23 protein-coding genes are annotated in these 19,386 nt (G+C 62.4%); 7 read left to right on the plus strand and 16 right to left on the minus strand.

Annotation, left to right across the window (positions count from 1 at the left end):
- Nucleotides 1–34: 34 nt before the first annotated feature.
- From Q0949_RS14020 to rlmJ, 13 genes are all read right to left on the minus strand, one after another.
- Nucleotides 35–1,213, minus strand: a complete 1,179-nt coding sequence (locus Q0949_RS14020; protein WP_299373370.1) for a DegT/DnrJ/EryC1/StrS family aminotransferase — start codon at nt 1,211–1,213, stop codon at nt 35–37.
- Nucleotides 1,214–1,319: 106 nt separating this feature from the next.
- The gene (locus Q0949_RS14025) at nt 1,320–2,627 is read right to left on the minus strand and encodes an FAD-binding oxidoreductase (RefSeq protein ID WP_299373372.1); all 1,308 of its coding nucleotides are present in this window, start codon (nt 2,625–2,627) and stop codon (nt 1,320–1,322) included.
- A gap of 40 nt (nt 2,628–2,667) precedes the next feature.
- A complete protein-coding gene (locus Q0949_RS14030; protein WP_299373373.1) occupies nt 2,668–4,029 on the minus strand; it encodes a glutamine synthetase family protein in 1,362 nt (453 codons plus the stop codon).
- Between the two features lie 3 nt (nt 4,030–4,032).
- Complete coding sequence (locus Q0949_RS14035) at nt 4,033–4,710, minus strand: type 1 glutamine amidotransferase (protein ID WP_299373375.1); 678 nt, start codon at nt 4,708–4,710, stop codon at nt 4,033–4,035.
- Nucleotides 4,711–4,749: 39 nt separating this feature from the next.
- A complete protein-coding gene (locus tag Q0949_RS14040; RefSeq protein WP_299373377.1) occupies nt 4,750–6,084 on the minus strand; it encodes a glutamine synthetase family protein in 1,335 nt (444 codons plus the stop codon).
- A gap of 47 nt (nt 6,085–6,131) precedes the next feature.
- Nucleotides 6,132–6,938 carry an ABC transporter permease subunit gene (locus Q0949_RS14045; RefSeq protein ID WP_299373378.1) on the minus strand — a complete coding sequence of 269 codons (807 nt, stop codon included), beginning with the start codon at nt 6,936–6,938 and terminating at the stop codon, nt 6,132–6,134.
- Nucleotides 6,935–7,822 carry an ABC transporter permease subunit gene (locus Q0949_RS14050; protein ID WP_299373381.1) on the minus strand — a complete coding sequence of 296 codons (888 nt, stop codon included), beginning with the start codon at nt 7,820–7,822 and terminating at the stop codon, nt 6,935–6,937. The genes Q0949_RS14045 and Q0949_RS14050 overlap by 4 nt, the downstream gene beginning before the upstream one ends.
- A 45-nt stretch (nt 7,823–7,867) precedes the next feature.
- Entirely contained in the window at nt 7,868–8,599 is a 732-nt protein-coding gene (locus tag Q0949_RS14055) for a transporter substrate-binding domain-containing protein (RefSeq protein ID WP_299373384.1), read from the minus strand.
- Between the two features lie 26 nt (nt 8,600–8,625).
- The gene (locus Q0949_RS14060) at nt 8,626–9,399 is read right to left on the minus strand and encodes an ATP-binding cassette domain-containing protein (protein ID WP_299373387.1); all 774 of its coding nucleotides are present in this window, start codon (nt 9,397–9,399) and stop codon (nt 8,626–8,628) included.
- Between the two features lie 123 nt (nt 9,400–9,522).
- Nucleotides 9,523–10,260 carry a PhnD/SsuA/transferrin family substrate-binding protein gene (locus tag Q0949_RS14065; RefSeq protein ID WP_299373390.1) on the minus strand — a complete coding sequence of 246 codons (738 nt, stop codon included), beginning with the start codon at nt 10,258–10,260 and terminating at the stop codon, nt 9,523–9,525.
- Nucleotides 10,257–10,691 (minus strand): TerB family tellurite resistance protein, encoded by a 435-nt coding sequence (locus tag Q0949_RS14070; protein ID WP_299373393.1) that lies wholly within the window; start codon nt 10,689–10,691, stop codon nt 10,257–10,259. The genes Q0949_RS14065 and Q0949_RS14070 overlap by 4 nt, the downstream gene beginning before the upstream one ends.
- A 27-nt stretch (nt 10,692–10,718) precedes the next feature.
- A complete protein-coding gene (locus Q0949_RS14075; RefSeq protein WP_299373396.1) occupies nt 10,719–11,150 on the minus strand; it encodes a TerB family tellurite resistance protein in 432 nt (143 codons plus the stop codon).
- 5 nt (nt 11,151–11,155) lie between these two features.
- Nucleotides 11,156–11,929, minus strand: a complete 774-nt coding sequence (gene rlmJ, locus Q0949_RS14080; protein WP_299373400.1) for a 23S rRNA (adenine(2030)-N(6))-methyltransferase RlmJ — start codon at nt 11,927–11,929, stop codon at nt 11,156–11,158.
- Between the two features lie 91 nt (nt 11,930–12,020).
- On the opposite strand from rlmJ, the gene Q0949_RS14085 reads away from it, so the two are divergent.
- Complete coding sequence (locus Q0949_RS14085) at nt 12,021–12,995, plus strand: glycerophosphodiester phosphodiesterase family protein (RefSeq protein ID WP_299373403.1); 975 nt, start codon at nt 12,021–12,023, stop codon at nt 12,993–12,995.
- A 6-nt stretch (nt 12,996–13,001) separates the two neighbouring features.
- Here the strand turns inward: Q0949_RS14085 and Q0949_RS14090 are convergent, their stop codons facing one another.
- Both Q0949_RS14090 and secG read right to left on the minus strand, forming a co-directional pair.
- Nucleotides 13,002–14,645, minus strand: coding sequence for a CTP synthase (locus Q0949_RS14090; protein ID WP_299373406.1), 1,644 nt, complete (start codon nt 14,643–14,645; stop codon nt 13,002–13,004).
- 158 nt (nt 14,646–14,803) lie between these two features.
- Nucleotides 14,804–15,172, minus strand: a complete 369-nt coding sequence (gene secG / locus Q0949_RS14095) for a preprotein translocase subunit SecG (protein WP_299373409.1) — start codon at nt 15,170–15,172, stop codon at nt 14,804–14,806.
- A gap of 117 nt (nt 15,173–15,289) precedes the next feature.
- Here secG and nthA point away from each other — a divergent pair, with 117 nt between their 5' ends.
- From nthA to Q0949_RS14110, 3 genes are read left to right on the plus strand one after another with little or no spacing between them, the layout of a single operon-like run.
- Entirely contained in the window at nt 15,290–15,901 is a 612-nt protein-coding gene (gene nthA, locus Q0949_RS14100; RefSeq protein WP_299373412.1) for a nitrile hydratase subunit alpha, read from the plus strand.
- Nucleotides 15,898–16,572 carry a nitrile hydratase subunit beta gene (gene nthB / locus Q0949_RS14105; protein ID WP_299373414.1) on the plus strand — a complete coding sequence of 225 codons (675 nt, stop codon included), beginning with the start codon at nt 15,898–15,900 and terminating at the stop codon, nt 16,570–16,572. Before nthA ends, nthB begins: the two co-directional genes overlap by 4 nt.
- Entirely contained in the window at nt 16,569–16,877 is a 309-nt protein-coding gene (locus Q0949_RS14110) for a nitrile hydratase accessory protein (RefSeq protein WP_299373417.1), read from the plus strand. Before nthB ends, Q0949_RS14110 begins: the two co-directional genes overlap by 4 nt.
- A 3-nt stretch (nt 16,878–16,880) precedes the next feature.
- Here Q0949_RS14110 and Q0949_RS14115 read toward each other — a convergent pair whose 3' ends face one another.
- Nucleotides 16,881–17,276: a DUF6524 family protein gene (locus Q0949_RS14115; RefSeq protein ID WP_299373420.1), complete on the minus strand. Its 396-nt coding sequence runs from the start codon at nt 17,274–17,276 to the stop codon at nt 16,881–16,883.
- Between the two features lie 169 nt (nt 17,277–17,445).
- Between Q0949_RS14115 and Q0949_RS14120 the strand changes: the two genes are divergently transcribed.
- From Q0949_RS14120 to Q0949_RS14130, 3 genes are read left to right on the plus strand one after another with little or no spacing between them, the layout of a single operon-like run.
- On the plus strand, nt 17,446–18,738 hold the full coding sequence (locus tag Q0949_RS14120; protein ID WP_299373664.1) for an adenylosuccinate synthase: 1,293 nt from the start codon (nt 17,446–17,448) through the stop codon (nt 18,736–18,738).
- A 10-nt stretch (nt 18,739–18,748) separates the two neighbouring features.
- Nucleotides 18,749–18,964: a DUF2842 domain-containing protein gene (locus Q0949_RS14125; protein ID WP_299373422.1), complete on the plus strand. Its 216-nt coding sequence runs from the start codon at nt 18,749–18,751 to the stop codon at nt 18,962–18,964.
- A gap of 23 nt (nt 18,965–18,987) precedes the next feature.
- Nucleotides 18,988–19,377, plus strand: a complete 390-nt coding sequence (locus tag Q0949_RS14130) for a glyoxalase superfamily protein (protein WP_299373425.1) — start codon at nt 18,988–18,990, stop codon at nt 19,375–19,377.
- The last annotated feature ends 9 nt before the right edge of the window (nt 19,378–19,386 follow it).

Consider the following 19,386-nt stretch of genomic DNA (forward strand, 5'->3'; position numbering starts at 1 on the left):
ACCCGCGCCCATGCGCAAAGGATCAGTGCGTGCGTCACGCGGCCTTTTGTGTGGTGGCCGTGGCGATGGCGTCCAAAAGAACATCCGCTACGGCGTCCAGCGTGTGCATGGGCAGATGCACGGGCAGTCGCACGTCGCAGGCCCGCATCAGCATCGCGCGCGTCGCAGGCAGCTCGGGCAGGTCGGGGATAAACTGCCAGTTCCAGAATGCGCGCGCATTGTCGGCGCTGGCGCCAAAAACCTGCACCTTCACGCCATTTGCTCCCGCCGCCGCGACAAAGGCTTTGACCTGCGCGTCCGTCATATCCACGAGGTTGAACTGGATCGAATCCGGTGCGCGAACTTCGCCCGGCAGCGGGGCGGGGACGTTCACGCGCGGGCTCTGCGCCAGAAGGTCTGCAACATGGTCGTGGTTGCGCCGCCCGTCTTCAACCCGGTGGGCCAGATGGGGCAGTTGCGGGCGGATCACCGCGGCGCTCAGGTTCGACATGCGCAGATTATACAGCGGCCACTGGTTCTGATGCGCGGCAAAGGCGTCCTGAAGTACGGGATGTTTCTTCCAATTGTGCTCGTAGGCGCCAGACATGATGATGGCGCGCGCCACGAGGTCCGCATCGTCCGTGATCATGATCCCGCCCTCGCCGGCATTGATCATCTTGTACGATTGGAAGGAGAAGCACCCGATCCGCCCCAGCGTCCCGATCTTTTCCCCGTTCCACGTGGTGCCCAGCGAATGTGCGGCATCCTCGATCACCGGGATCTGTGCGGCGTTGCACAGGGCCATGATGGCGTCCATATCGCTGGTATGGCCACGCATGTGGCTGACGATCACCGCCTGCACGTCGGGCAATTTGGCAATGAAATCATCCATGTCGATGCGGTAATTGCCGCCAACCTCGCACAGGACGGGCAGGCAATCCGCGTGCAGGACCGCAGACGGCACAGCGGCAAAGGTAAATCCGGGGATCAACACCCGTGCATCCCGCGGCAGATCCAGCGCCTTGAGCGACAGGAACAAGGCCGCCGAACACGAGGATACGGCCAGCGCAAACCTCGACCCCATCAGCTCCGCGAACTCGGCCTCCAGCAAGGTGACGGGCGCGTTGCTGTCTGCGGTGTAGCGAAACAGATCCCCCGACGCGAGCAGGCGGTCAATCTCCGCGCGTGCCTCATGGGGGATCGCCTCGGCGCTGTGCATGTCCGGCAGTGTCATATTTCAATTCCCTTATGAATCGCTGTTGGTTTTCTAAAACTGTTGGGCGAAAAAAGAAACGCTTTTGTGACGGCACACTGTCACAGGCCGTGTCATGGCAATGGTGTCAAAGGCCCAGCCGGTCCCGCAGACTGTACCAGGTCATGGCCAGCGCCAGCAGTGGCGTGCGCATCGTGGCCCCGCCGGGAAAGGGCAGGGTGGGGATGGCAGCCATGGTGTCAAACCCGTCGCTCTGGCCCTGGATCGCCTGCGCCATCAGTTGGCCCGCATGAGTTGCGGTGCCGACCCCGTGGCCGGAATATCCCGACGCGGTCAATATGGTGGGCCCAATGCGCGCGAGATACGGCAGGCGTTTCATCGTGATGGCCAGCGTGCCGCCCCAGGCATAGTCGATGGGCACCTGTGCGAGGTGCGGAAATATCTCGACCATCGGTCTGCGCACCTTCGCCGCGATGTCGCGGGGAAACCGGTAGCCATAGCTTTCGCCCCCCCCGAACAGCAACCGCCCGTCATGGCTCAGCCGAAAGTAGTTGACCACGAACCGGCTGTCGGACACGGCGATGTCGCGCGCCAGCACCCGCGCGGCATCGTCGCCCAAAGGGGCCGTGGCCGCGACAAAGTTGTTGATCGGCATGACCCGCGCCGCCACCTGCCCATGCAGTCGCCCCAGATATCCGTTGCAGGCAAGGATCAGGTGGTCAGCCGTTACAGTGCCCGTTGCCGTGCGCACCACCACGCGCCCCTGCGGATCGACTTCGCGCACAGCACTGCCTTCGAAAATCGTGGCCCCCGCCGCTTCAGCAGCCCGCGCCAACCCCAGGGCAAAACGCAGTGGGTGCAGATGCGCGGCATCCCAATCGATGATCCCACCGTGATAAGCGGGCGACGGACAGACCGCGTGAAACGCATCACGGTCCATCACCTCGACGGGGTAATCATACCGCGTGCCCATGTGATCCGCATACTGCCTGAGATCGTCAACATCGCCGACGCTTTCCGCCGTCCAGGCAATGCCGGGCCGCAAGAAACACGCGATCCCGTGCTCAGCGATCAGATCCTTGACCAGCGCCTTGGCGTCCTGCCCCAGATCCCAAAGGCGGCGCGCGTGGTCGCTCCCCACCATCTTTTCCAGATAGGGTTGCTCCACCCGCTGCCCGGAGCCCAGTTGTCCGCCATTGCGCCCCGACGCGCCAAAGCCCGCGCGATGAGCCTCCAGCACGATAACCCGGCGGCCCGCCTGCGCCAGATGCAGCGCCGCCGACAGACCGGTATAACCCGCACCAACGATACAAACATCCGCCCGCACATCCCCCGTCAGGGCAGGGCGCCGCGCCGGAATATCCGACGTCGCCGCATACCAGCTGTCGGGATAGATCGCGGCCCGGTCATTGGCATAGAGCAGGTTCATCTTCATTGTTCCGACAAATATGCGCCCCGCAGGGCCGGCACGACGCTCAGACGTTCAGCAGCAAATGCTCCCGCTCCCATGGGGAAATCACTTGCAGGAATTCATCATATTCCGCCCGTTTCACAATGGAATAAACCCGCGCAAATTCCGGCCCCAGCACCTCGTGCAATGCGGTCGCTCCATCAAACAGATCCAGCGCAGACCCCAGCACCCGGGGAATATCGCCATCCCCCTCATAGGCGTCCCCGCGGAACTGCGCGGTCGGGCGTTTCTCTTCGATCAGGCCCAGATACCCACAGGCCAGCGACGCCGCGATCCCCAGATAGGGATTGCAATCCATGCCAGCGATCCGGTTTTCCACCCGCCGCGCCTTAAGGTCCGACAAGGGAATGCGAATGCCCGTCGTGCGGTTGTCGCGGCCCCAGGCCAGGTTGATCGGCGCTGCGTGGTCTTTGACATAGCGGCGATAGCTGTTCACGAAGGGGGCCATCACTGCCAGCGCGGCGGGCAGATGGTTCTGCAATCCGGCGATAAAGTGGAAAAACGCATCCGTATCGCCGCCCTGCGGACCCACAAACAGGTTCTCACCTGTCTCCATGTCGATGATCGAATGGTGGATGTGCATCGCGCTGCCGGGTTCGTTCGCGATCGGCTTCGCCATAAAAGTGGCAAAACAGTCGTGCCGCAGCGCTGCCTCGCGGATCAGACGTTTGAAATAAAACACCTCATCCGCCAGCTTTACCGGATTGCCGTGGCGCAGGTTGATCTCGAGCTGTCCTGCGCCGCCTTCCTGCGTGATCCCGTCGATTTCGAACCCCTGCGCCTCGGCAAAATCATAGATGTCGTCGATCACCGGCCCGAACTCGTCCACCGCCGTCATCGAATAGGCCTGCCGCGCGGCCGCGGGCCTGCCGGACCGGCCCACCATCGGTTTGATCTCCTGCGCCGGATCAAGATTGCGCGCGATCAGGAAAAACTCCATTTCCGGAGCGACAACCGGCTTCCACCCCTTGTCGTGATACATCTGCACGACCCGCTTGAGCACATTGCGCGGGCTGAACGGCACCGGCACGCCCTTGCGGTCGAACGCGTCATGGATCACCTGCAACGTCCAGTCCCCCGTCCATGGGGCCGCCGTCGCCGTGCTCATGTCCGGGCGCAGGATCATGTCCTTCTCGATGAACCCGTCTTCGTCAGCCGCCTCGCCCCAGTCACCAGTGATGGTCTGGTAAAAGATGCTGTCAGGCAGGTGAAAGAACTCCTGCCGGGCGAACTTGGATGCAGGCACCGCCTTGCCGCGCGCGATACCCGGCAGATCAGAGATAATGCACTCAACCTCGTCCAGCCGCTTGCCTTCGAGATAGAGCCGGGCCGCGTCCGGCAAATCGGGGATCATTGGATCTGGCATGGTTCAGCCCTCGCGCTTCAAAAAAGCGGCCATCCGGGCCGCAATCGTTACATTGGCCACCGGATCAGGCAGCGCCGCACGCGCCGCTTCCAACTGGTCGTCCGGCACGACGCCAGGGCCGCGGAACGTCGCCAGTGCCTCGACCATCTCGGCCCCGAACTCAGGGTGCGGCTGTATGGTCCAGATCCGATCTCCGTAGACAAGGGCCGCGTTCTCGCAAAAGTCGTTGGATGCGATGACCTCGGCCCCGTCCGGAACCTCGACCACCTGGTCCTGATGCCAGGCGTTCAGGGCAACGGGCTGCCCGTGCAGGTCGTATTCCGTCCGCCCGACGCGCCATCCGCCGTCAAACTTGACGACCTTGCCGCCCATGGCCTGCGCGATGATCTGATGGCCGAAACAAACCCCGACCATCGGCCGGTCCGCCCCATGCACGGCGCGGATCAGATCCTCAAGCGGCGGGATGAACGGCAGATCCTCATAGGCACCATGCCGTGACCCGGTGATCAACCAGCCATCGCAGATGTCGGGTCCGTCCGGAAACTCCATATCAACCACGTTGAAGGTTTCAAATTCAAAGCCATGCCCGCCAAGAAGACGATGGAACATGGCGTCATAGTCACCGATCGTATCCAACACTTCGTCGGGGGCATGACCGGTTTGCAAAATGCCGATTTTCATGGATCACCTGAGGGTTACGCCCCTTTGATAAAGGGGGCGTCACACCGTGTCGAGATAGATTTCCGTTTGCTCCTCCTCGCTCAATTCGGCCATCTCGCGCAGCTCCTGCCGCTTGGTCATGACCATGTTGGCGATCAGCTCGGGCGCGAAAATCCGGGCCAGCTCCGCGCTGTTTTCAAACGCGTCGATGGCGTCGGCCCATGTGCTCGGAACCTGACGCAACTCCTGCGCATAGGCATTGCCGGTGATGGGCGGGGGCGGATCCAGCGCATCGTCGATCCCGTTCAAAGCGGCCCCCAGAACAGCCGCGACCGACAGATAGGGGTTCACATCGCCCCCCGCCAACCGATGTTCGATCCGCCGCGCCACAGGTGGCCCGGAAGGCACGCGGATCGCGGCCGTGCGGTTCTCATAGGCCCATGCAATCCCTGTCGGCGCATGGGCACCGGGCACCAGACGGGCATAGGAATTGGCATGCGGCGCAAACATCAACATCGCCCCCGGCATCCCGGCCAGACAGCCCTGGATGGCGTGGCGCAAGGTGGCGCTCCCCGCCGCGGTGCCATCATCGAACACGTTGTTGCCTGCGGCATCGAGCACAGAGAAATGCATGTGCAACCCGTTGCCGGAATAATCGGGATAGGGCTTGGCCATGAAGGACGCCGCAAACCCGTGCTTGCGCGCCATCCCCTTGACCAGCATCTTGAACAGCCAGGCATCATCTGCGGCTTTCAATGCATCCGCCTGATGCATCAGGTTGATCTCGAACTGGCCCAGTCCCGCCTCGGAAATGGCGGTATCAGCGGGAATGTCCATCGCCTCACACGCATCATACAGCTCGGTGAAAAACGCATCGAACTGATCAAGCGCGCGCAGCGACAGGATCTCGCCCGCCACCCGCCGCTTGCCGGACCTGGGCGATGGCGGCACGCGCAACCGGTTGCCCGCGTCGTCGATCAGGAAAAATTCAAGCTCCACCGCAACAACGGGCGTCAACCCTCTGTCCGTGAACCGTTTCTGCACTGCCGCCAGTGCATGCCGCGGATCCCCTGCAAAGGGCCTCCCATCTTCGTGAAACATCCAGATCGGCAGCAACCCCGTGGGCGTGTCGAGCCACGGCATCGGCATGAACCCTCGCTCGGTCGGGCGCAGCACACCGTCCCGATCGCCGCTTTCCATGACCAGCGGGCTGTCCTCGATGTCCTCGCCCCAGATATCGAGGTTCAGAACGGACATTGGGAACCGCGTGCCCGTTTCGGTCACCTTGTCGGCAAACCGCACGGGCATCCGCTTGCCCCGCGCCACGCCGTTCAGGTCAGAGGCCGCAACACGGATCGCGCGGATTTCAGGGTTTTCGATCAGCCAATCATGCATGGAGCTTCATTGTTCCAAAAATATGCCCGCCGGAGGCACGAAATCTCTCAGCGGATGAGGTTGGGGCGCAGTTTCATCTTGCTGCGCGCATTTGCAGGCAAGTGGCGGTTCAGACGCCGGTTCACCAGCCCGAACCCCCCGATGATAACCAGCGTCAACAGAATGAAATACCCGGCAAGGATCGGATAGGGCACAAAGGGGTTGAACGTCTTGTCCGCGAAATAGCTGGCGTAATACAGCGCATCGCCGCGCTGCTGCCACGCCGGAAAGCCCGAGAAATAGACAAGCGTTGTGGCATGGAACAGAAAGATCGCCTCGTTCGTATAGGCGGGCCAGGCCAGCCGCAGCATCGTGGGCCAGATGATGCGACGAAACCGCGACCATCCCGACAGGCCATAAGCATCGGCCGCTTCGACCTCGCCCTTGGGAATGGACTGCAACGCGCCGTGGAAAATCTGGGCCGAATAGGCGCCGGTGTTCAGGAACAGCACGATCAACGCGCCCAGCCATGCGGCGGTGAACGGATCAAAGAACGGATAGACCCGCTTGAGGTTCAAAAACACGAAATAGGCAAAGAAGAACTGGATAAAGAGCGGCGAGCCACGAAAGAGGAACACGTACAATTCCGCAGGTTTGCGCAACCACGGGTTGGCCGACCCTTTGCCCAGGGCTACGGCCGTGGCCAGAAAGAACCCGGTCGCCAGCGCCATGAACCCGAAATACACGTTCCAGATCATGCCCGACCCGATCAGGACAACCTGTTCGCACACCGTAAAATCGCTGCGCGGCAACAGCCGTTCGCCGATCCCGATGGACCGCAGCGCATAGTCCTGAATGGTTTGCACGCAACTCATGCCGCAGCCCCCCGGCGTTGCGCTTCTCCACCCGTGGTGGCCTGACCGCGGGTCAGCCGGGTCATCAATCGCGACAGGATCTTTTCCGACCCCCAGGTCATGAACAGGTAAAACACCAGCAGGGCGAGGAAATACCACATTCGCCAGTCGCCATGCGGGTAAGCGGTGAACCGGGCCGTCTTGGTCCCGCCCAACTCGCGCGCCCAATAGACGACATCCTCGATCCCCAGCAGGAACAACAAAGGCGTCGCCTTGATCAACACTTGCCACAGGTTCGACAGGCCGGGCAGGGCATAAACCCACATCTGCGGCACGAGGATGCGCCAGAATGTTTGGCGCGGCGACATGCCATAGGCCTCCGCCGTCTCCAGCTGCGCCTTGGGCACCGCGCGCATCGCGCCAAAAATCACGTTGGCCGCAAAGGCACCAAAAACCAACGCAAAGGTGACCACAGCCAGCCCGAACGCATAGGTCTGATGCACCGCTTGCGGGGCCGTGCCCAGTGGCAGCTTGGCCTGCGGACAAACCAGAAAATCATTGCCCTGCCGGATCGGATCGGTCCAGTCGGGGCACAGCGCCTGATGGCGCAGCCATTCGAACCCCTGATCGAGGGCGATGACAAAAAACAGGAAAAACGCGATATCCGGCACGCCGCGCACCACCGCGATATACCCCTTGCCCAACCAGGACACCGGCGCGATGGACGACCGCGCCGACATCGCGCCGAAAAACCCAAAGGCGAGCGCAACAGGGGCCGTGACGGCCAGAATGCCGATCACCTTCAAAAAGCTCAGATAGAACGAAAAATGCACCCCCGTGGTGAGGTAGCAGCTTAACCAGCGCAGGCGGTCAAGCGCATCGGGATCGGTGCAATAGGAGAACATCGTCGAACGGCGGTTGGGCGGGGATGATCCCCGCCCGTGCCTTGATCAATATTGGGCCGTGCCTTCGCCGAACCACTTGACGAGCAGCGTATTTAGCGTGCCGTCCTCTTTCATCGACGTGATGGCCGCATCGAACTTTTCCTTCAACTCGGTGTCGCTCTCGCGCAGGCCCATGCCCACACCGCCGCCCAGCGGCACGTCGGGACCGATGAATACCAGATCACCGCCCGATGCCTCGACCAGCGGCGCGAGGTAATCGGCATCGGCAAACACGGCGTCTGCCTCGCCGTTGCGCACGGCCGCGACTGTTTCTTCGGGCGTGGCGAATTCAACCAGCGTGGCGGAACCTTCGGCGATGTGACCCGCCTGGATCGTGGCCGTCTGGGCCGCGACAACACCGTTTTCCCAATCCGCACCGTCAGAGGCGCCAACATAGGCCGACGCGGTGGGTGGGAAGTAGTCTTGCGTGAAATCAATGACTTCATCACGTTCGTCTGTGATGCTCATGCCGGCCATGATGGTGTCATAGTTCGACGACACGAGGTTAGGGATAATGCTGTCCCAGTCGTTTTTGACCCATTCGCAGGTCAGCTCGGCACGCACGCACAACTCGTCGCCCAACTCGCGCTCGAACCCGTCTACGTCGCCCGCGTCATTGATGAAGTTGTAGGGAGGGTAGGCGCCCTCGGTGCCCATGCGCACAACCGAATGGCCGTCGGCCAGCGCCAGCGTCGCAGTCATCGCAACGGCGACGGTCGAAAGAAGAATGGATTTCATGAGTGATACTCCCGTTTTTTTTTGGTTTACGCGGCGTGGGTCGCAGAAAGGAACCCGCGCAGACGTTCTGATTTGGGCGCGCCGAACAGCGTGTCGGGCGGGCCCTGTTCCTCGATCAGCCCCTGATGCAGAAACACGACGTGATCGCTCACATCATGGGCCAGTTTCATGTCATGCGTCACGATCAGCATTGTACGCCCTTCGGCGGCCAGATCCTTGATCACCTTGACGACTTCCTGTTCCAGTTCCGGATCAAGTGCGCTGGTGGGCTCATCAAACAGCAGCGCCTCAGGTTCCATGCACAAAGCGCGCGCGATGGCCGCGCGCTGCTGCTGGCCGCCGGACAGTTGGGCCGGATACACGTCGCATTTGTCGCCGATACCGACCTTGTCCAGATAGGCCCGCGCCGCCGTTTCGACCTCTGCCGGATCACGGCGCAGCACGGTCACCGGGGCTTCCATCACGTTTTGCAGGATGGTCATGTGGGCCCACAGATTGAACTGTTGGAACACCATCGACAGGTTGGTGCGGATGCGCAGCACCTGTTTGGGGTCCGAAGGCCGCCGCCCGTGGCCGCCGCCTTTCCAGGTCACCGGCTCCCCCTTAAAGGTCACATCGCCCTGTTGGCTGTCTTCCAAAAGGTTGCAGCACCGCAGCAGGGTCGACTTGCCAGACCCGGACGACCCGATCAGCGACACGACATCCCCGCGTTTGGCCGCGATATCAACACCTTTAAGCACTTCAAGCGCGCCATAGGCCTTGTGGAGGTTGCGGATTTCGATAACGGGTTGGTCGGTCAAGGGGCACGCCGCGCTGAAGATGGTCAGCGGATATAAGGGCGCAAATTCTGGCCCGAGTCCACGGGCAATTCGCCTGTTTTGGACCGCAGTTGCCCAATTTGACGCCGGGTGACGCCGAATTGGTCACGGCATGGCGGGAATGGGCAGGGCGCGATAGGTTTCGGACGGGATTCTGACCAACCCCTTTAGGAACAGGATATCCCGGTCCACCTGGGGCATCTTCGAGATGGCAAGTGTTACCGCGCGGGCGATCGGGGCTGGGTCGCGCCCCTTGGCGGTGATCAACGGCAGACCGGGTGTCGGTTCGGTGCGCATGAACGTCTCGAGCCCTTGAGCAACGTCCGGGTGCGCATGTTCCCACATCATGTAGGTGATGGCATCAATGCCTGCGTAATCCGCGTCCTGCGTCAGGACGGATTCCATGGAGGCCACATGCGCACCGGTCTGCAAAGTCGCGCCGGGGCGCATGTTCAGCGCCGCGAGGGCGGCGCAAGGCGCGGCCCACCCCGATTGCGAAAGACCATCGTTATAGGCCAACACACCTGTTCGTCCGAGGTCCCGCAGGCTGCGTGGATCGCCTTTGCGGCGGATGACATAGCTGTAGTAGTACCCCGCCGGGCACTCGCGCAGACCGTAATCCGGCGTGCCCACCAACGTCACCTGATCATAAAGCCGCGCGCGGTAGGGCAGGCCACAGGTCTGCGCCAAAAGCAGATCCGGCGATTGCCAGATGCCCCAACTGTCGTCTGATGGATCAAGCTGCGCAGGACCGTCCCCCAGGTTGGCGCGAATGGCAGCCCAGAGGCGATCATGTGCAGCGGCGGCATGCGGCATGGCGTACATGCCGAGCGATGCGATCATCCGCCGACCCGTTGGCGTGCCATCGCGCTGTCCGGATCGGACACGCCCAGCAAGTTGGCGACCAGTCGCAAAAGCGCGTCCTCTTCCTTGGCGCGCTGCCCATCTGCGAGAACGACCTTCCACAAGGCTTCAATCACCGCGAGGCGATCTTCATAGGCCACCGCATCCTTGATGGCACGGGTAAAGCGTACGGTGTCGGGCGCCTCTTCCTCCATCGCTTCGGCTTCGGCGCGCAACACATTGGCATCGCTTGCAGAAAGCCCATAGCGATCCTGGGTGATCTGATCGATCAACGCGCGTTCATCGCCGCTGTAATGGTTGTCGGATCGCGCCACGCGTACCAGCAGTGCCGTCAATGCGAGCCGCGCATCCGCATCGGCGATGGGCGCGGGGTCGGGCTGGATCAGCCGCTTAAGAAGGTCTTGGAACATGGGCGTTATATATGGGCTGCGGCGGGATTAGCCAAGCGCCCGCGCCTTGATGTCGGCGCTGTCCTTGGGCGTGATGCCGAGTGCCGCCTCGATGTCATGCAGGGTTGCTTCTTCGATGGCGGCGTGTTCGCCGTCCGCCAACAACACCTGCCACATGGCAAATGCCAGCCCGAGCCTATCGGCATAGGGAACTGATTCCCTTAGGATTTCAGCATATTCCGACGTGCCCTGCGCGTGCCGCTCGAGCGCCTCGCAGGTGGCGCGCAGCTTGGCCGCGTCCAGCGGTTTGAGATCAAATGTGCCCGACAGGATCTTGTCGATGGCGGCCACCTCGGGCGCCTGGTAATCCCGATCTGACATGGCAATCCGAACCAGCAAGGCGCCAAGCGCCAGTTGGGGCGTGGGGTCGGGCAAGGGTTTGGTTTCTTTCGGTCTTTTGGGAAACAGGCGTTCAAACATGGGTATCACTTCAGTTGGTCAAAGCGATTTTTCAGCTTTGCGGCCTCTGCTGCAAGACCAAAGGGCGGTCGAATGACAAACATCCCCGACCCGATCATTCCGTGACCGGGGCGGGCAGGTGGAAAGCGGACCTCGTGACGCAACGCATCTGGATGATCTTTCGCAAGTGCTTTCAACATGTTGTCATGCGCACCTGACATGAGGATCGGATACCAGAGCGCGATGATCCCTACATTCCACGCCCGTACAAATTTTTTGATGTGCTGCGGGATGCTGACATAGTCGTCCTTGATCTCGAAACTGGGGTCGATCAGCATCAGACCCCGGCGTGGCGTCGGAGGCAGCATTCCATGCGCCATGTCAAAACCGTTGATGCGCCGACAGGTGGCGGTGGGCAGCGCCAGTTCCAGCGCGTTGTGTTCGGCCGGATGCAGTTCGGCGATGGTGATCGTGTCCGTGTCACGCAGTCGCTGCACCGCGATTTTCGGAGATCCGGGATAGGCGTTTTCCCCTGCTTCTTCCGCCGTTTGCCGCAACGATTTCATGTAGGGGTGGGCGTGGTCAAACCAATGCCGGACGCGCGCAATTCCGCGTGCGGCCTCGCCCGTCTTGATGGCTTCCGCCGCGCCCAGATCATAGAGCGCCCGCCCGCCATGGGTTTCGATATAGCTTACCGGCTTGTCCTTGGCGGTGAGGTAGTCGAGCATCCAGGCAAGCAGGCTGTGCTTGTGCACATCGGCCAGATTGCCGGCGTGATAGATATGTTGGTAACTCAGCATGGGGACGGGTGTAGCGAATTGCCGCCCATGCGCAACCACGCGACAGGTTTCGAGGTTTCGCGCGCTACGATTTGCGCCGTAAAGTGCAGAAATGAAACGGATGCTCAAATGGGTGCTTGCGGTCGCCGGGTGCGCTGCGGTTGCGCTTTGGGTGGCCAACACGTCGCTCTTTATATCAACCGACGCGCACCAGACGCGGCTGATCGCTCATCGCGGAGTGCATCAGATCTATGTTGGGACGGACCGCTCCAGCGATTCCTGCCACGCGGCACCGGTGGCACCCACTACCCACGGGTTCATCGAAAACACGCGCGCCTCGATGCAAGAAGCGTTCCGGCTGGGTGCTGACGTGGTGGAATTGGATGTGCATCTGACCTCGGACAATGTGTTCGCGGTGTTTCACGACTGGACACTTGATTGCCGCACGAATGGCGCGGGCGTCACGCATAAACAGGATTTCGCAACGCTTGTGGCCCTCGACGTCGCTTACAACATTGACGACGGGACGGGACAGTTCCCGCTGCGCGGCACAGGTGTGGGGCTGATGCCGTCCTTGACCCAAGTGCTGGATGCGGAGATGGGCGGGCAGTTTCTCGTGAATTTCAAAAGCCGTCGCGCCGAGGACGGCACCGCATTGGCGCAAGTGCTGTCAGATCCTGCGTATCGGGATCAGATCTTTGGCGTATATGGCGGCGCGCCGCCCACCCGTGCCGCGATGGATCACACACCGGGCTTGCGCGGGTTTGACCGGGCCTCGATCAAGGGATGTTTGCTGGACTACGCCCTGCGCGGGTGGAGTGGCCGGGTGCCGGACAGCTGCCATAACACAATGGTCCTCGTGCCGCAGAATTACGCCGGATTCCTATGGGGTTGGCCGCACAGGTTCACGCAAAGGCTCAAATCCGTCGGCACGGATGTGATCCTCATCGGGCCCTATGACGGATCCGGGTTCACCAGCGGGATAGACGACACGACACAAGCGCGCCGCGTGCCCACGGACTTTGACGGCTATGTCTGGACCAACCGGATCGAGGACATGGGCCCGCTGCTGCGCGCGATGGATTGAGCAGGCTCAGACCAGCCGCGACACATCCCGTGCCGCGCGCACAAAGTCCTGAAACAGCGGGTGGGGCGCAAACGGCTTTGACTTCAGTTCCGGGTGGAACTGGACACCGATGAACCACGGATGGTCCGGCCATTCCACGATCTCGGGCAGGCGGCCATCCGGGGACATGCCCGAAAACCGCATCCCGGCCTTTTCAAGCTGTTCGCGGTACTTGATGTCCACCTCGTAACGGTGGCGGTGACGTTCGTCGATCGCCGTGGTGCCATAGACTTCGGCCACCCGCGTGCCGTCGCCCAGCACCGCGTCATAGGCACCAAGGCGCATGGTGCCGCCCTTGTCGTCGCCCACCTTGCGTTCGACCTTGTGATTGCCCTGCACCCATTCCTTGAGGTGATAGACCACCGGCTCGAACCGTTTCTTGCCCGCCTCGTGGTCAAATTCCTCCGACCCGGCGGTCGACAGACCGGCCACGTTGCGCGCAGCCTCGATCACGGCCATCTGCATGCCGAGGCAGATGCCCAGATAGGGCACCTTGTGCGTGCGCGCGAACTCGGCCGCCTTGATCTTGCCCTCGGTGCCGCGCTCGCCGAACCCGCCGGGCACGAGGATCGCGTGAAACCCTTCGAGATGCGGGGCCGGGTCCTCGCGATCAAAAAGCTCCGCATCCACCCACTCGACCTTGACCCGCACGCGGTTGGCCATGCCGCCATGGGTCAGTGCCTCGGCGATGGACTTATACGCGTCTTCGAGCTGGGTGTATTTGCCGACGATGGCGACCTTCACTTCGCCTTCGGCGTTGTGAATGCGGTCGGAGACGTCTTCCCACTTTGACAGATCCGGTTTGGGCGCGGGCGAGATCTGGAACGCATCCAGCACGGCCTGATCCATCCCTTCGCGGTGATAGGCGAGCGGCGCGTCGTAGATCGTCGACAAATCCTGCGCGGCGATCACGGATTCAGGGCGCACATTGCAGAACAGCGCCAGCTTCTCGCGTTCCTTGACGGGGATCGGCCCTTCGGACCGGCAGACAAGGATATCCGGCGCGATCCCGATGGAGCGCAGCTCCTTGACCGAGTGCTGTGTGGGCTTGGTCTTCAGCTCGCCGCTGGCCTTGATGTAGGGCAGGAGCGTCAGGTGCATAAAGATGCACTGCCCGCGCGGCTTGTCCTGGCTGAACTGGCGGATGGCCTCGAAAAACGGCAGGCCCTCGATGTCACCCACCGTGCCGCCGATCTCGCACAGCATGAAATCGACCTCATCATCGCCGATATTGATGAAATCCTTGATCTCGTTCGTGACGTGGGGGATCACCTGAATGGTCTTGCCCAGATAGTCGCCGCGCCGCTCTTTCTCGAGGACGGTGGAATAGACGCGGCCCGAGGATACGGAATCGGTCTTGCGCGCGGCGACGCCGGTGAACCGTTCATAATGGCCCAGATCCAGGTCGGTTTCCGCACCATCATCCGTCACGAACACTTCGCCATGTTCGAACGGTGACATCGTGCCTGGATCGACATTCAGATAGGGGTCAAGCTTGCGCAATCGCACGGAAAAGCCGCGGGCCTGCAACAATGCCCCGAGCGCCGCAGAGGCGAGGCCCTTGCCAAGCGATGATACAACGCCACCGGTGATGAAAATATAGCGCGCCATGTGCTGCGGTCTCCCGTGGTTCAGTCTGGCCCAAGGCCGGATGCAGGATACGCGACAAAGCGTTCCCCACGGGACCTCAGTATAACAGGATTCGGTTCACAAGGGCAAGGATGCCGCAACATGATGTTGCGACATTGGCCATACCCTCAATATTTCGTTCAGTCGGCGCTGGGCACCAATGGCGCATTGTCCCCGGCCGAGGGGGGCAGCAGGTCGCCGCCCGGTGGCACCAGGTCGTTCGACGGTGCGTTTTGCGCAGGCGGGGTGATGCCCAGCTGGTCGATCACCGATGTCCCGGATGCGTTCTGCGCGGCAAAGATGGTCAGTGTCATCGACGTGATGATGAACCCGATGGCCAGGAGCCAGGTGACCTTGGACAGGGCTGTTGCCGCTGCACGCCCGGTCATGGCACCGCCACCGCCGCCGCCGCCCATACCCAGACCGCCCCCTTCGGAACGCTGCATCAGCACCACGGCGACAAGGCCGAGGGCGAGGATCAGGTGGACGATAAGAACGACGTTTTCCATGCGAGGGGTTGCCCTTCGTGCTGCGCGATGGGCGGTATCTATGCAAGAATGCGGGCCGGGGCAAGTGGGCCTTTGGGGGACTGGACAATTGTGCGGCACGCGGCCCATGATCCGGCCATGCCACATGATCATCACGACCACCCGCACAGCCTGCTGCCCTCCGATCCCGCTCTGCGGGTCAAGGCGCTCGAGACGATTCTGACCCAAAAGGGGCTGGTCGATCCCGCCGCACTGGACGAGATCATTGACACATACGAAAACCGCATTGGTCCCAAGAATGGCGCGCATGTGGTGGCGCGGGCCTGGTCCGATGCGGCATTCCGCGCAGCCCTTCTGGCGGATGCGGATCCGGTGCTGGCCGAAATGGGCTATTACGGGCGGCAGGGCGAACATATGGTCGTCGTGGAAAATACAGGTGACGTGCACAACATGGTCGTGTGCACGCTGTGTTCCTGCTATCCGTGGCCGCTGCTTGGTATTCCGCCGGGCTGGTACAAATCCGACGCCTACCGTGCCCGTGCGGTGCGCGAGCCCCGCAAGGTGCTGTCCGAATTCGGCGTGACATTGCCGCAGGATACATCCGTGCGCGTATGGGATTCGACGGCAGAGGTGCGCTATCTCGTGCTGCCGCAACGCCCCGCCGGCACCGACGGGATGGACGAAGCCGCGCTGATGGATCTGGTCACACGCGACAGCATGATCGGCTGCGGACTGGCGGTGGCCCCGTGACCCGGCCCCACGATATGGGAGGACGGTTCGGCGACGGGCCCGTCACGCCAGAGGCCGAAGAGGTCCGTTTTCACGCCGACTGGCATCCGCGCGCACTGGCGCTGACACTTGCATCGGGCAGTCTGGGGCTTTGGAACATCGACACCTCCCGCCACGCCCGTGAGGCACTCGCGCCCAAGGACTACGCCCGCTTTGCCTATTATGAGAAATGGATCGCGGCACTGGCCGATCTGCTGGTGGCCAAGGGCGCGCTTTCCCGCGCGGAACTGGCCGAGGGGCGGGCCATGGGCAACAGTGATCTGGCAGCAAAACGGCTGCCGGCCAGCGCCGTTGCAGCTGTTCTGGCCAAGGGCGGCCCGGCCACGCGGGGTGGGGGCCCCGCCGCCACGTTCACACCCGGCGACCGGGTGACGGTGCGCGCGCACGCGGAAAATATGGTGGTGGCAGGCGGTCACACACGGCTTCCCGCCTATCTCGCGGGGCACACGGGCGTCATCCTGCGCCACCACGGCACCCATGTCCTGCCCGACAGCGCCGCACACGGGCAGGGCGAGGCGCCCGAGCCGCTCTATGCCGTGGCCTTTCGCGCCGCCGACCTCTGGGCGCATCCCGAACATGCAGGTGACGAGGTCGTGGCCGACCTCTGGCAAAGCTACCTGACCCGCGCATGAGGCCCGAACCCGCCTTTGAGGCGCCGTGGCACGCGCAACTCTTCGCCCTGACCGTCCATTTGAATGAGGCGGGGCATTTCGCCTGGCCCGACTGGGCCGACCGGTTTGGCGCAACGCTGAAACGGCACGGGGTGGACCGCAGCCTCAATGGCGGCGACGACTATTTTCTGGCCTGGCTCGAAACGCTGGAAACCCTGCTGACCGAAACCGGCGCAGCCGAGGCGCAGGCATTGCAGGACATGCGCGCCGCGTGGGAAGCCGCCTATCTGCGCACCCCCCATGGCGCGCCCGTCACGCTGGATTGATCGCTATTCGTCGACGTCGTCCATGTCCGCCTGGCCAGACAGGGCACGGCGCACATGGCTCCAGCTGAGACCGACACCCAGAACAACCGACAGCGCCACAAGCGCTAACCACGTGTTGATGCCCGGATTGTCCAGCTTGACCAGCCCCAGATCATACAGCACCCAGAGGATCGCACCAACAAGTGCCAGAACCAGCGCCATGCCAAACCCGCCAATCGACCGCAGCGTGGCCCGCAGGTAGATGATGTAGCCGATTACGAGGACCAAACCGCACAGCACCGCGATGGACAGGTTCGTCGCCCCATGCGTCATCACCCATGTGACATAGTTGTAAGGCGTCGGATTGTAGGTTGCGGCCAGCAGAACAAGAGCAAAGAGCCAGCGCCAAATAAATACCATATCGTGTGTCGTCCGGACTTGGGGGCGTTTCCTCTTGATGCCGCGCATGGACGGGATGTGCAATATGAGCGGCGCCCGCCCGCGGCATTTTCCCAATTCGACCAGTTAGCGGTTTGCGTCCGCGGCGCGCGTCGCTATACGGGCGCGGGTTTGCATGAAAGGGATCAGCATGGCCAATGTGGTGGTTGTCGGCGCGCAATGGGGCGACGAGGGCAAGGGCAAGATCGTCGACTGGCTGAGTGAACGGGCCGATGTGATCGCGCGCTTTCAGGGCGGACACAACGCGGGCCACACGCTTGTCATCGACGGCGAGGTTTACAAACTGCATGCATTGCCCTCGGGCGTTGTGCGCGGCGGCAAGCTGTCGGTGATCGGCAATGGCGTCGTGCTGGACCCCTGGCACCTTGTGTCCGAAATCGAAACCTTGCGGGCGCAAGGGGTCGAGATCACCCCCGACACGCTGATGATCGCGGAAAACACGCCCCTGATCCTGCCCATTCATGGCGAGCTGGACCGGGCCCGCGAATCGCAGAATTCCGTCGCAAAGATCGGCACCACCGGGCGCGGCATCGGCCCCGCCTACGAGGACAAGGTGGGCCGCCGCGTGGTGCGTGTGGCCGATCTGGCCGATCCCGCCACGCTCGAATTGCGCGTGGACCGCGCGCTGGTGCACCACGACGCGCTGCGCCGCGGGCTGGGCCTGGATCCCGTCGACCGCGCCGCCCTGATCGCCAAGCTGCAAGAGGTCGCGCCTGCGATCCTCGAATACGCTGCCCCGGTCTGGAAGGTGATGAACGACGCACGCAAGGCGGGCAAACGCATCCTTTTCGAAGGGGCGCAGGGCGCGCTGCTCGACATCGACTTTGGCACCTATCCCTTTGTGACGTCCTCGAACGTGATCGCCGGTCAGGCGGCGACGGGCGTGGGCATGGGGCCGGGCAGCATCGATTTCGTTCTGGGCATCGTCAAGGCCTACACGACCCGCGTGGGCGAGGGGCCGTTTCCGACCGAACTGCACGACGAAGACGGCCAGCGGCTGGGCGAACGGGGCCACGAATTCGGAACCACCACGGGTCGCAAGCGCCGTTGCGGCTGGTTTGATGCCTGCCTCGTGCGCCAGACCTGCGCCACCTCCGGCGTAAACGGCATTTCCCTGACCAAGCTGGACGTGCTCGACGGGTTCGAGACGCTAAAGATCTGCGTCGGCTACGAGCTGGACGGCGTGCGTATGGATTACCTGCCGACCGCTGCGGATCAACAAGCGCGCTGCACCCCGGTTTACGAGGAAATGCCCGGTTGGTCTGAATCGACCGAAGGCGCGCGCAGCTGGGCCGACTTGCCCGCGAATGCCATCAAATACGTGCGCCGCGTCGAAGAGTTGATCGATTGCCCCGTCGCCCTACTGTCTACATCGCCCGAGCGTGAGGACACGATCCTCGTCCGGGATCCGTTCGCCGACTGAGGGAGGCCCCATGGCGCTGCGATACAAGACCCGGAAATGGCTGGCTCTGCTGATCCTGATCGTGGGGCTGCCGCTTTATATCATCGTGGCCGTCAATGTCGTTGCGCTGTTTGACCGGCCCTCGATCTTGGTCGAACTGGCGGTCTATGTGGGCCTTGGCATCCTGTGGGCCATCCCGCTCAAGGCGGTGTTCAAGGGTATCGGACAACCTGACCCGGATGTCTGACTTATGCTATCTTCGGTGCAGTCATGACCGAGGAAAGCACCATGCCCGCATTTGCCCCGCCCATTCCCATCCTGCGCAGCTTTGACGAAGCGCAGGCACGCGCGTTTTATGTCGACTTTCTGGGGTTCGAGGTGACGTTCGAGTTTCGTTTCGAACCGGATACACCGCTTTACATGGGGCTGCGGCTTGGATCCTGTGAAGTCCATCTGTCGGAACATTTCGGCGACGCCAGCCCCGGCGCGTCGATGCGGATCGGGGTCGATGATGTGCATGCCTACTGCGCCACGCTGAATGCCAAACGCTACCGCCATGCCCGGCCGGGGGTGCAGCGCCAGCCCTGGGGGATGGACGACATGAGCATCTCCGATCCGTTTGGGAACAGGCTGATCTTTTGCACGGATGTGCCCAAATAGAAAAAAGGG

The sequence above is a fragment of the uncultured Tateyamaria sp. genome (assembly GCF_947487805.1).
Lineage (GTDB): Bacteria > Pseudomonadota > Alphaproteobacteria > Rhodobacterales > Rhodobacteraceae > Tateyamaria.